This window comes from Bacteroidota bacterium, assembly GCA_026391695.1.
Lineage (GTDB): Bacteria > Bacteroidota > Bacteroidia > Bacteroidales > JAGONC01 > JAPLDP01.
In genome coordinates, this window is record JAPLDP010000074.1 from 19312 (window position 1) to 32715 (window position 13404).

Consider the following 13404-nt stretch of genomic DNA (forward strand, 5'->3'; position numbering starts at 1 on the left):
TGATAAATTAATTTTAATTAACTTGCAGGTAAATCCTAAAACATTTCCTTGGCGATAAACACCGACATACTCAACACACTCATACGCAACCAGAAAACCGCCATCCGCTACCAGACACTCTTCGCTTTGGCAGTGGTTTGCATTGGACTCAGCTTAATCATAGTATCCGTATTTGTCATTGGACATCCCGCCGGAGATGACACCATTAAGCTGATCATAGGCATCGGAGGCGGATTTATTTCCACGATCAGCGCTTTTCCGGTCAATCAGATCATCATCCGTAATGAACGGATCAAGACGTACGAGTATTTCTGCCTGAACATCGATACGATGACCGATGCCGAAAAGCAGAAAGTAGAAGAACTTATATGGAAATCCATCGAAAAAATCATTTAGCATGCAAACAGAAGAGCTTTTACAAAAAATTGAACAACAGGAACGACGGGCTAAAAAACGTGCTTTTCTTTTAGCCGTCATTCCCGTGCTTGCAGCCATGATCTTCATGGTGTATGCCTCAATAAACATTGCTGCATCGCGAAAAGAGCTGAACAAGATCAAAAAAGAGCTTGACGAAACGAAAAAGCATAATACAACTCTTAAATCCCAGAATGACTCCCTGCTTATTCTGCTAAAAAAGCTGCAATAACCCAATCGCTCAATCGTCCAATCGTCCAATCGCCCAATCGCCAAGTCTTCAAATCGACTAATCCTCAAATCATCCCATCCCCTCTCAGCCCCGCCAGGGCGCCATTCAATAGCCCTGTAAGGACGACACATAGCCTTTTGCTCATCTTTAACAGTTGAATTTTGTATATCATTCATTAGTAACAAAATAAGAGCTTCAAAATTTCTTTTGGCACCACAAATATAGCTTATGTATATATAATTTCATTCTATTCTTATTGTTGGAGGCATTGCTACGCCCACAGCCTGAAATATTTTTCCGCATACACCACGACTTTGAGTGCGAATAACAAGGGTCTTGTCTTTTTTCTTAATAGTAACCTCCTGCAGGGCTTTAAGATCTTCTTTGATGTCATTCCATTCAAATGTATAACCGTTGATCTCCAGTTTTCTATCCAGCTCTTTTTTCAAAACCAGTGCCAGAAAACTGCAAAACACATGACCTCTTATCGTATCATCACAACGATGATAGACCGGTCGTGTCTCTAAAACTGATTTTACATCTCTGAAGGCCTGTTCCACCTGCCATAGCTCTTTATACCTTAACGCCACTTGCTCAGCCTTCATGGGTGTGTTGGTACGCAATACCCACTTGCCATCATAACGACATTCTTTCCGGATTTTTTCCTCAGCAATCACTACTGCACCGCGTTTGATTTTGAGATATTTCTGATACCCTTTGTTTTGTATTAATGACTTGGGATTATTTTTAATTTTATCCTGTAGCGTTTCAATGATCACTTGCCGGTCAGCAGCATCCTTAAACGCCTGCTTTTCATTGTAACAGAGAATATAACGCTTGCCGCCATAGACCCGGACATCCTTTACTTTTAATGGAGATGGCTTTTGGGATGAGGTGCTTTCCCGAAACACCTCCCGGTATATGCCTGCCCGTGTCAACACTTGCTCCCCAATCTCCTTGACCCGCCTCATCCTGGCCCCCAGGATGTATGGGATGTTTTTCTTCTCCAAAGCACCGATCGTTTCTTCGCTCACCATGCCACGGTCGGCAACCACACAAAAATCAACGATCCCAAACCTGTTTCTCAAGCGCTCAACAACGGGTAATAACGTATTCACATCTGCTGTACTTCCCGGCCACATCTCGCAACATATCGGACTGCCCTTTTCATCCAGCACCACTCCCACTATCATCTGATATCTGTCCGATCGGTGATCCTTGCTATAACCATATTCCCCTAACTCTTCTCCTCCTTCTCCCTCAAAGTAAATGCTTGTCGTATCAAAAAACACCATTTCCAGCCCTGTAAACATATCCCTGTGTTCATTAAACAACCTCTCTTCTATCACATCTTTGATGGTGCGTTGTGTCTTTATCTTACCACGCTGCTGTTCCTCTATCTCCTCTCCTAAAAAGGCCATGGCCCGGTAACTATGATGTAAAGCCAAATCTCCGGTGCCTTCTATCTGGTAACTCTTTCGCCAGCTATCGCAATAACGGTCTGACCCGCTAACAAATAATCGATGCAATACCGTTAAAAATATCTCCCTCTCAACATCAAACTCGAATTTCCTTCCCTTAAGCAATTCCCTCAGTACCTTTTGGATTCCTGTCTCTTGCCATAGCCGGTTAAAAACTATCCCGGGTCCAACCTTATAAGCATATCCCTCAACTTCTTCCCTTTGTGAAAGAACTATCATGGTCTCTGAGGTATATTTTGTCAACGAACGCAAAAGGCTTTCCAGTCCTTTACTATTTTGAAGATCATCGATCCTGCCCAAGGTACCTATGACCCTTTGTTTGGTTTTGTATCCTTCACGATAATTTTCAACTACTTGCAGGTAGTGATAGTTACCGGCCTTTTTGACACGAATGAACATAAGGTGTAATTTTATGACACCCCAAAATTAATTCATTAAAACAATAAAGTCAATACTTAAAGCATTTTTATTTGGCACCACATTTTTACCAAAATTTCAAAATCCTTCTTTGTATAATATTAATTATCAATCATATGCACTTATTATTTGTGCGTTAACTGTAAAAGAAAAGTAAAAATAATAAGTCGGATTTTTTAGAAATTTGATAAATCATTAATCACTTTTATTTTATAACAGAATCAGATAATCATGAAAGTCCTGTTTAATCAAAAATTCCTGAATAATAATATGAACAGTGAGGAGGAAGGGGTATACGGATTAAGATTTCAAATACATTTTTGCTGTCCTGGAAGGAGGGTATCACATGGATATTAAGCCCTGTGTGGAGTCATTTATCGAAGGTATAAATATGGGAGCGAAGCCCTCGAGGATAAAGTGGGATAGTGATATGTCGATGGGATAGGATGTTTATTATAAAAACAGATTTCATCCCATCATAGTAATTCACTCAACCATTAATTCTTTTCTATTTAGATTTGGCTATAGATCAATGGTGCAACAAAACTGCATATGCTTTAAAGTAATAAAAGCATCCTGAGGAAGGTAAAAAAAACCACTTATTACTTTTAATTCTGACCGAATTGGATTATCTTTATACATTGAATTTAAATTACATGACTATCGATAAAGATGTACCAGAAGCTTTTTAACTTACAACAAAGACATAGAATTTACACAAATGCAGCTGAATAACAATTCCTCACCTGCAAACATGCCTTTTCCTTACGTCTCTGCTGTTAACTATCTGGCCTAGTATTAAGATCGGGATGGTCATGACCGATAACGAATAGTTCTTCTTTATATTTCAGAGTCCTTTATCAGCATCAGTTCAAATCATACAGATATTGCTCCGATTATGTATTGATGTGATGTATAATAATTTCTTATTAATTAACCATTAAAAAAATGTCGCTATGAAAAACTCAAAAGTCTGTTTTCTGTTCATGGGGCTGGCGCTCTTCTTGACACTTGTCAGCTGTAAGCAGAATAAAAAAGAAAAGGTCACCGACATCCCGGTCACCACTTCATCACAGGAAGCCTTGGCTTCTTTCCGGCAAGGATTAGCTTTGTTTGATGTGTATGATACTCAAAAAGCAAGAACCTTTTTCATCAAAGCCATTGAACAGGACCCGAAATTAGCTATTGCTTACATTTTCAAAGCCGAATCCGATTTATCTCCCCAGGAATTTGTGAATGATCTGGATAAAGCAAAAACCAATCTTGAAGGCGCCAGTGATTGGGAGAAATTGTATTATGATTACTACTCCACTTTTTTGAGTAGTGATTGGAACAAACGTCTTGAAATTACTCAAAAAATGGTAAACATGTATCCCGATGCTGCAAGAGCCCAGGTTGAACTTGGATATACCTATATGAATGGAAATGACGAAACCAAAGCAAGGGAGTGTTTTCAGAAAGCGATAGAGTTAAATTCAAAATGGGTTGGCGGTTATCATGCATTAACATATTCATATCTTGAAAACGATCCCAAAGATTTCAAAAAAGCAGAAGAGAATGCTTTAGAAGTTCTAAAACTGGCTCCTTCCAGTCAGGGTGCAGAAATTGTTTTAGGTGATTGTTACAGGGCACAAAATAACCTTGAAAAAGCAAGGGATACCTATTCAAAAGCCATTGAGCTGGATCCCAACGCTTCAGAACCATATTATAAAAAAGGTCATGCCAATACATTTTTGGGAAATCTGGATGAAGCCAGGCAAAATTATATTGATGGAGGGAAAAATGACAGAACAAAAACAAGTTCAGTCCAATACATTGCATATTCTTATTTGTATGGTGGGAATTATCAGGCAGCAATGCAATGGTTACTTGACCAATTGGCAAAAGTGGATTCATCAGGTGAAGCACAGAGCAATATCACTCTTACGAAGGAGATGTGGCTGGAAGATTGTGCTCACATCGCCTTTCATTATGGGGATGCACTAAAACTTAAAGAATTAATTGCTATGCTAGATCCCCTGTACACTCAACTTTTTAATGATGTGGGAACACAGGAAGCAAAACTTTTAGGAAAAGCATCCACGCTCGGCTGGCAAGCCATGTCAGCAGCTATGGAAGGAAATATTGATGAGGCTAAAGCCAAAGCAGAAGAAATACAAACCACTCTGGAACCTGTAAAGGATCCTACCAAGCTGTCCGGGTATGAATTTGCAATGGGATATATCAGCATGAAACAAAAGGATTATTCAGCAGCCATCACCCATTTTGAAAAAACTCAGCAAACGTGGATCTATCATAAATACTGGCTGGCGATGGCCAATGAAGCTGCCGGCAATAAAGACAAAGCCAATGCACTATTTAAAGACATTTCAGATTATAACTTTAACGACATTGGTAATGCACTGATCAGAAATGAAGTAAAGAACAAACTGGCAGCCATGTAATTTCTGAATTCCAGCTTCGGGAATTCCCGATTTGATAATAATCGTAGCATCCTGCTGCAAGGATAAATAGATGTATTATTAACTAAATTTTAAGGAGGATTAACAATGAAAATGAAAGTCGTATTCACAATTGTAATGACCCTCATCCTGATTGCAGGTCTGGGATCGTATTCTTTAAAGGCCCAAGAATGGTCTCCTGTCCAGAAGGAGGTGTGGAAAAACGTGAATGACTACTGGGCATTGATGGCCAAGGGAGACATAAACGGATTCCTTGGATATATGCATAATGATTATTTAGGATGGGATAATGAAGACCCGTTGCCGGCAACGAAAGAGGATAGCCAAAAATGGTTGCAATTCAGCTTTCAATTTACCAAGATTCTGAATTACAGTATCAAACCTTTGGGGATTAAAGTGTACGGGGATGTTGCTTTTGTTCACTATTATTACTATATTGTCCGTGAATCTGATGGGAAGAAGAATTGGGAACAGGGGCGTTGGACAGATATTTTACTGAAACAAGTTGACAAATGGGTTATGATCGGCGATCATGGTGGCAGCGTTAAAGTAGAATAGAAAGGTCTAAGGCTTTAACGCATCACTAAAAAAACGATAAACTACCTGGTTACTCAGAAATAACCAGGACAGTTTGATCGAATCAGGCGTTTACTTTGGCAAGAACATGCATGAGTGGACCGCTGTATTTGTGGCTCCGCCTCAGACGGATGGTGTCATAGCATGAGGGTGAGGCTTTGTTTTCACCACTCGCTTCTCGATTAGCGCCAGTTTATTTCATGCTAAAATTTTCCGTAAAAATTGGAAATATCAAAATAAATACTTTTTTCCTCTCCCTCAATTGTCACAATATTCAATATATCATATGGTTTCTTATTATGAAAACTAAGCGATTGCATTTTTAATTTATAGCCTGGATAATTTTGCTTAAGCCATTCATATTCAGCATCAATACCCATTGATTCACGTTTCTCCTCAATTACTATGGCTTTATCAAATGATGACCCATCATTTTCTGTTTTAAAAGATATATTATTTTGATTTGTTGTCTTATCCTGTAATCTTTTTGTTGTTGAACACGAAACAATCAAACAAGTGAAGATAAAAAGCATTATTATCTTTCTCATTAGTTATTGTTTTTATAATTAATTATCTGTCAAAATAATAGTTAGGTTTAATTGCATTGTCTATAACACGAATCCGCCTAAACACTTCATTGAAGGACCGCAGTCTTGTAAATTTACAAATTATTCAAAGAATATCGACAGAATAGATATTTGAAGGTAAAAATAACAGAAAGAAATCTAAATCAACCGTTTCTAATTAGAGGAAGCTTAAAACATCATCACCGGACGATGAGCTTTTTCACAGCTTTATATCCATCAGAGGCGACGATGCAAACTATATAAAGACCCGGGACGAGCCCGTCGATATTGAGCTGAACCAAATCACCGGTGTCTGTTGGGAAAACATTTTCCATATATACTGTCCTGCCTGTAACATCCAATATTTGAAAACAAACCTCTCCTGCCGGTTTGTCACCGATAGTACGCAACAGTATTACTCCATGTGCCGGATTGGGGTATAGTAGAATACCAGCGTCATCGCCTCTCTCATCTAAATGAGTATAGGGCCCCAGGTTCATTTGCAGATCTCCAAAATGAATGGTACTGGCCCAGTTGTTACCGTCCCCATACCACACAGTCTCGTAATCGCGACCCACACCATGATCGCTGTCATTATTGCCAAGGCTCCACCCGATAACCCTTCCTTTGCCGGGTTCAAAGTAAATATTACCCCATCCGAATCGGAGTTCAACATTGTACCCATCCTCGGTAAACATCCATTCGGCATCGTAGTCAGTCACCACAGCTCCATCGGCTCTGATCCACAGGTTGGGTTGATAAAAGGCATCGAGGATCATATAGGTGTCGAAAAGCAGGTCATAGGGTCCGTCTTTATCGTTGTTGCCATCAATAAAAAATTCAACTCCGTCGTTATCCCATGGATTCCCGGTTCCCTCAACAGGTGAATCCACCACATGAGCACCAATATAAAGACTTGATAAATCCCAGAGCGCACCCCACGTAACCGTATTATTTACCGGGCCTCCCCCGGAGCCAAGGATCTCGGAACTGTACATAAGATTATATTCATCCAGAGACCCATCTATCACAGGTGGAATAACAGTATAGTCTGCAAGGGCAACACCCTCATCTGGTGGAGCGTCATAAAAAAAATACTGGCCTGATACACAGTCGAATTGGATCCGGTACCTTCCAAAAGGAACCGGGATTTCCGGCCCGCCCAACAAAGCGTATCCGACAGGGAAATCATCATTTCCCCATCTGACTGCATCTCCTTTATCTTTTCTGAAGATCACATCGTAGTCACCATCAAAATCGTAAGTAGCTATAAAGCTATGCGGTTGATCTGATAGATTCCTGAGAATCACGTCGCCTATGGTTTCATTATACATGCTGACACAGCCGCACGTCAAAGGACCAAATGTCAAAGTGCCAAATAAAGAAGTGTTGCCATAGTTTAATGTACCACCATTCCAGGCAAGTGTATATTCAACTGTTCCTTCATCAGCATCACCTGCAATAATGTCAAAACCGATTTGTTCCCCTTCTTCGGGGGTAATCCCCAGGTCAACCCAAGGGATAGAAACCTCCACGACATAGCCTCCTTCCACCACATGAAAGATACCCTCAGGATTAATTCCACCGTAGGGACCAATAATGACCTCGATCGTCCCGGTTCCGTCAATGGTGAAATAAACATCATGATCGTCATAGTCATCACCTGATTTATTTCCATCGATAAAAATTTCAATTAATTCTCCGGGTTGAACAAAAGCATCGGTCACGCTGATACCTACATACAAATGTGTTTCAGAGTATGTAACCCCGAAGAAGATTTGGTTCGGATCTGCTCCTATTAAACCTTCCGTTAGTTTTGTGACCGGCTGACTGATATCCCAGTCACTTTCATCAAGGATTCCATCCAGACTCATCGCGTACACCTTGGGAGCTGTGACTGAACTTGTCAGCATCTGAAAACAATAGTCACCTGATTTGCAGTTAAAGGTGATATGGTAATAGCCGCCGGGAACCTGAATGATCTGGGAAGGATCCATCACACCATTCTGGCACAGGGATGTGCCGCCCCAGGCATTAATAAAGGTGGGATCGGCATCCATCCGGAATAAAAGTGTGGTGTTGTCATTAAAGGAATAATCTATACTGAACTGGCTTGGATAGGTGGCATCGCGAATCATCCACACATCTGTTGGGGGATCACCTCCACCCCATTCATTGAAGTTACCGACCAGACCTATCTCACCACAAATATCCGGATTAGAGGTAAAGCTATATGCAAAGGTAGTTGTGTTGAATGTCACATCATATTTACCTGCGGTAAGAGGAATATTCGGTCCATTAAACATGCCTGTACCATCAGGAAATGTGCTGTTTCCCCAATTGTTGACCCAATCCTTATTTTCACGAAACTTTAAGTCGGAATCTGCATACCACGACCGTGTGAGTGACCAGATATTCGGATCGGCGGCGTTCCTGTTCATCGGAACGTCCCCGTTCCATCCGATAAATGCACCGATGATGCTGATGTTTCCGGAAGTTGCTTCAAACAGATATTCTCCTGTTGCACAATTGAATATGACCTGATAATCAGTCGTTATGCTGGTGCTATCCAGCGGAACCGGGATGGTTAATCCATTCAGAGTGCCGGTCCCTGATGGAAAGGAGTCATCTCCCCAATTGGCGCTCCAGTCTCTGTTTTCACGGAATTTCATTTCTACAATGCCATCGCCGGTGATATCATCCTGATTTGTCAAGGTCAGCAATACTTTCCATACGTCCGGATTTTCAAGGTCTCTGTATAACGGAAGGTCATCGTTCCAGTCATTGAATTCCCCAATTAGCGAAATCTCCCCGCAGGTGGAATGGAAATAATATTCACCGGTAGTGTAATTAAAAGTGATTTCGTATTTTCCGAGCGGAACCGGAATATTTTGACCATTCAGAATAGCAACTCCTGACGGAAAGTCGTCATCTCCCCAATTGACGGTCCAGTCTCTGTTTTCGCGGAATTTCATTTCTATGATGCCATCGCCGTTAACATCATCCTCCTCCGTCAGGGTAAGGAATACCGACCATTCGGCAAGATTCTCCGCATCCCTGGTCATCATCAGGTCATCCGCCCAGCCATTAAACTCCCCGATGAGTGAAATCTCCCCACAGATGACCTGGAAATTATATTCGGCAGTTGCACAATTGAATGTGACAAGGTAATTGCCAACTGGAACCGGAATATTTTGACCATTCAGAATACCGACTCCTGACGGAAAGCCGGTATTTCCCCAGTTGACCGTCCAGTCTCCGTTTTCGCGGAATTTCATTTCAATAATTCCATCCGGCGGACTGGTCATATCATCTTCAGGCGTCAAAATAAGGATCGTAGAAAAATTATCCGGCATTTCAGGATGCCTTGTCAGATAATGGTCATCATTCCAATCATTAAATTCGCCTATAAGGCTGATCAAGCCACATTGACTTATCACTAAAATTGGGGTGCATAAAGTCAGAAGGATAAAGAGGAATACCGATTTTTTCATAATTAAGGCATTGAATGTTAATAATATGGGGAATAATTTCACAATAGTATACCCAATAATTAAATACAAATATTTTAAAAGGTGACATACAAAAACATCTCAAATATAATAATAAAAATAATAGTAAATTAGATAATCATTTGAAAATATAATGGGCTAGTCTGGAAATAGAACGCCGAACATCGTCCAACCGGCAATCGTCTAATCCATCAGAACATCACCCGCGCAAGCCCTAACGGTAAAAAAGGAAACTGGTAAAATGTCCTGGTTTTTCCTGTGGTCGGATCAAACATCTCCGAATACACATTCCTGTGATCGGTGAAATTTGACGACTCTTTTACGTCTAAGGTATCCCTCCAAGGGTAAAGATAAATTTTATGAAATAATTTACACATCCTCAATCATAAAAAACCATTTTTTATAATCTTCCCATAGTAACATTTACAGGCATTTCTAATAACGACTAAATAAATTCCGTCAGGATATGTTGAAATATCCAGAGTCAATGGTATAGATGCAGATGCATAGTGATGTTGCAGGATTTTCTTTCCGGTTAAACTGAATACTTCAAGTGTGATATCTGATGAAAAGTCATGATTATCCGGATAAATATTGTAAATGCCCCTGGAAGGATTAGGAATTATTTTCAAATAATCATTTTGATATGGATATGTCGTAAATCCTGAATTACCTGTGGTATCACCAATATGCACAAGAAATCCTGACATATTGGGAGCCAGCAGTGTATCATTCTCGATTATCAATTTATTATAAAAGTACCCACCGACAAATAAGTTATTGGTATCATATACTGCGATTCCGGATGGATGAACTGAGCCATCCGGACAAATGACGGTTTTTACCCAACTCAACTCACTATTGGCATTGTACCTGGCTGTGTAAAAGTCGCCTTTACCTGAATTGACAAGTTGGATGTCGTCACCAGCGAAAACAATCGTATCTCTGAATTCCGACATAATATAGCAATTATTTTCATTATCGATATCAATTTCATTATAATTGAGGTCATATTTATACATCTGAATGGATTTTACCCATTCGGTAAACCCATCCGTATCGAATTTCGCAATAAAATGACTATAGTCGGAGTACGGACTTCTGAGTAATATGTCGCCAAATGAAGCGGAGTCGCCATGCCATCCAAGAATATAACTTTCACCCTCAGGAGTTGCTTTAATGGCAGCCGGCCAGGAATAATATCCACCGTCGGCTAAGGGACTATCACCGTAATTTTTAGCCCATTGTATATCTCCTACGGCATTATATTTTGCCAGCACTACATGGCCCTCATGTTCATCATTAAAATTCAGTTGAATACTGTCGCTGAAATTTAAAACGCCAGTGCCTGGTTCAATAGTTACATAAATATTATTGTCATTATCTGTTGATACGATACAGGTATATCCATAGTCTAATCCGGTTACCTGCCTGATCCATTTTATATTGCCAGAGGAATCATATTTCGCAATCATCGGATCATCGCCATTATCAATTAAACCGGCGACAATGACATTCCCCTCTTTATCTGACGCAACCGATTGAGGAGAGACAGATTCCGGGGCAAATATTACAGTCCATTTATAAATCCCTTCAGTCGTAAAACATGAAAGGAAACTGGTATAATCAGATGTTGTAAAAACATCATCTCCGATGGTCAGTGTATCTGTAAACTTACCCTGTATATATATTTTGTTAAATTCTTCATTAAGAATCATCGAATTACCGATAAAATAATCATTAATCGTACCACCGAACAATCTTGTGGTCCAAACAACTTCTCCATTGTAATTACTTTTTGTGATAAATCCCGAAGGAATGTCGTTTGAATAGGAAATACCAAAAAAATCAACAGTTCCATTCATCATACCGCAAAAATAGATACTACCATCTCTCTTATCAGTTTCTATTCCGATAAGCGAAGCCTGACCGGAGTCACCACTGGATAAATATCTCCAGGATTCATTTCCTGAAAAATCTGTTTGGCAGATGACTACATCCCAGGTCGTGTTTCCGGCATAAATAATTGTTTGTGAATTACTTATTGTAAAATTGTTGTCTTTTATATCCCGTTGAAAGGCCGTATCAAATGTACCCTGCGGAGTTATCCATGTTGTAAAATAACGAGTGCCGTTATAGTTTAAATCAATATCCCCAAATTGAATCTCATGACTAAAAACGCCTGTAAAACAAATGCGGCCATCGTAACAAAGATGCATATCATTCATTGATGGCTGATGAAATGATACTGAACCTATAGCCCACAGGATATTCCCGGATGAATCTGCTTTGGTTATGAAAAGATCAATATAATTAGAGGTTAAATTGATACTGCCAAAACTTACATTTGTTTCGTACCATCCGCCGAAATAAATATTTCCCTGGTCATCAACGACCATGTCTGTGGCATAACTTCTTCCATATCCAGTTTGCAGCTGTTGTCCCATGACAGCCCATTCGCAACCACCGTTCAGATCCATTTTGGCAAGGAAAGCATTCCAGCCGTTTGGAACCATTAAAGTATCACCAAAATTTTCCGGTTCAGTCAAAGTGCCAGTAATATAAATATTCTGATCATGGACGGCCAGATCTTCAAATCGGCTTTTATTATATTGCCGCCATATTTCCTGGCCCCCGGCATCGGCTTTTAAAAGTATGCTTTGATATTCAATTGTCGTTGACGAGCCTGCGATATATATATAGCCGGAAACATCATTTTGAATTTTTAATCCTTTTAAAGAGGCCGATAAAGCGCCATAATTTTTCAACCAGATTAATCCGCCTTCTTTATTGAATTTAGCAGCGAAAATATCGGCTGTCCCGATCTTGTCAACAAAATCATCGCCATAAGAAAGCTGATCGCCACTAAAACTACCGGTTATCAATAAGTTTTCATTGTTATCGTCACAAATCGCGAAACTCTCAGCCTTACCACCAGGTGAGCTTAAAAGTTGCCTGATCCATAATAAATCTCCTGAAGGGCTGAATTTGGCCAGAAAGACATCTCTCAACCCCGTGCTTACCAGACTTTCATCCCCAAAATGGGTGTTTCCGGAGAAATCTCCGACCACATAAATATTTCCCAGATTATCAACAATTACATCTTTTCCACAATCGGTACCTGACCCTCCGAACATTGCATTCCAATCCCATTCCGGACTGTTGCCATAATCTCCCCGATCACTGCTGTTCGGGCAATTAGCTGAATAAAAGAACTGATCCTGATCATCAGGTATCATATTTTTAAAATGATACGGATCATCCATAAATTTTTGTTTCCGTTCAGAATATAGCGAAGTGTTCATGGCATGGGCCCGTATGTTCCGGTGTTGGTAAGGTTGACTCTTTAACGAAAAGGCCTGACAGATCAGAAAAGAGGTCCAGATTAAAAAAAGTAAATAAGTTGTTCTCATATTGTTATTTTAAATTTATAGGATGAGTCCCCTCCGAAAAGTAATCATTTTGGACAAAAGTCCTGTGACTAACTGGTTATTAATTACCACGGCCTTAAGGTCGGGATAATGCAAATTGATGGTATATAGGGCTTTAGCCCAATATTGGTTTTCGATAACCACTTTTCGGAGTGGATTTAATGTTTAATTCCATTAGTGATGCGTTAATATTTCTTTGAAATTAAATAAGTTAAGTTGTTCTTTGACATTTTGTTTGATTTGTGTTTTGGTAAGTAGCTCATTTATTGGAGTTTTGGCAAAAATAGAAATACCTAAAATCTGCATCATTTCG

The 13404-nt window shown here is 39.9% G+C and carries 8 protein-coding genes; 4 read left to right on the top strand and 4 right to left on the bottom strand.

Translation table 11 applies throughout. The features are described 5' to 3' along the window. The first annotated feature begins 48 nt into the window (after positions 1 to 48). Together NT175_10675 and NT175_10680 are read left to right on the top strand one after the other, a co-directional pair. Positions 49 to 396, top strand: a complete 348-nt coding sequence (locus tag NT175_10675; protein MCX6235162.1) for a hypothetical protein — start codon at positions 49 to 51, stop codon at positions 394 to 396. Position 397: 1 nt separating this feature from the next. Next, positions 398 to 646: a hypothetical protein gene (locus tag NT175_10680; GenBank protein ID MCX6235163.1), complete on the top strand. Its 249-nt coding sequence runs from the start codon at positions 398 to 400 to the stop codon at positions 644 to 646. 242 nt (positions 647 to 888) lie between these two features. Here NT175_10680 and NT175_10685 read toward each other — a convergent pair whose 3' ends face one another. Then, entirely contained in the window at positions 889 to 2526 is a 1638-nt protein-coding gene (locus tag NT175_10685; protein MCX6235164.1) for an IS1634 family transposase, read from the bottom strand. Positions 2527 to 3500: 974 nt separating this feature from the next. Between NT175_10685 and NT175_10690 the strand changes: the two genes are divergently transcribed. Next, positions 3501 to 4988 carry a tetratricopeptide repeat protein gene (locus tag NT175_10690; GenBank protein MCX6235165.1) on the top strand — a complete coding sequence of 496 codons (1488 nt, stop codon included), beginning with the start codon at positions 3501 to 3503 and terminating at the stop codon, positions 4986 to 4988. Between the two features lie 111 nt (positions 4989 to 5099). Further along, complete coding sequence (locus tag NT175_10695) at positions 5100 to 5564, top strand: nuclear transport factor 2 family protein (GenBank protein ID MCX6235166.1); 465 nt, start codon at positions 5100 to 5102, stop codon at positions 5562 to 5564. 221 nt (positions 5565 to 5785) lie between these two features. Here the strand turns inward: NT175_10695 and NT175_10700 are convergent, their stop codons facing one another. From NT175_10700 to NT175_10710, 3 genes are all read right to left on the bottom strand, one after another. Then, positions 5786 to 6130, bottom strand: coding sequence for a hypothetical protein (locus NT175_10700; protein ID MCX6235167.1), 345 nt, complete (start codon positions 6128 to 6130; stop codon positions 5786 to 5788). Between the two features lie 218 nt (positions 6131 to 6348). Further along, on the bottom strand, positions 6349 to 9642 hold the full coding sequence (locus NT175_10705) for a T9SS type A sorting domain-containing protein (protein MCX6235168.1): 3294 nt from the start codon (positions 9640 to 9642) through the stop codon (positions 6349 to 6351). A 401-nt stretch (positions 9643 to 10043) separates the two neighbouring features. Then, positions 10044 to 12965 carry a T9SS type A sorting domain-containing protein gene (locus tag NT175_10710; GenBank protein MCX6235169.1) on the bottom strand — a complete coding sequence of 974 codons (2922 nt, stop codon included), beginning with the start codon at positions 12963 to 12965 and terminating at the stop codon, positions 10044 to 10046. Positions 12966 to 13404: the final 439 nt, after the last annotated feature.

Coding starts and splice junctions, on each gene's coding strand:
- NT175_10680 (MCX6235163.1), top strand. CDS start 398: ATGCAAACAGAAGAGCTTTTACAAAAAATTGAACAACAGGAACGACGG.
- NT175_10685 (MCX6235164.1), bottom strand. CDS start 2,526: ATGTTCATTCGTGTCAAAAAGGCCGGTAACTATCACTACCTGCAAGTA.
- NT175_10690 (MCX6235165.1), top strand. CDS start 3,501: ATGAAAAACTCAAAAGTCTGTTTTCTGTTCATGGGGCTGGCGCTCTTC.
- NT175_10695 (MCX6235166.1), top strand. CDS start 5,100: ATGAAAGTCGTATTCACAATTGTAATGACCCTCATCCTGATTGCAGGT.
- NT175_10700 (MCX6235167.1), bottom strand. CDS start 6,130: ATGAGAAAGATAATAATGCTTTTTATCTTCACTTGTTTGATTGTTTCG.
- NT175_10705 (MCX6235168.1), bottom strand. CDS start 9,642: ATGAAAAAATCGGTATTCCTCTTTATCCTTCTGACTTTATGCACCCCA.
- NT175_10710 (MCX6235169.1), bottom strand. CDS start 12,965: ATGAACACTTCGCTATATTCTGAACGGAAACAAAAATTTATGGATGAT.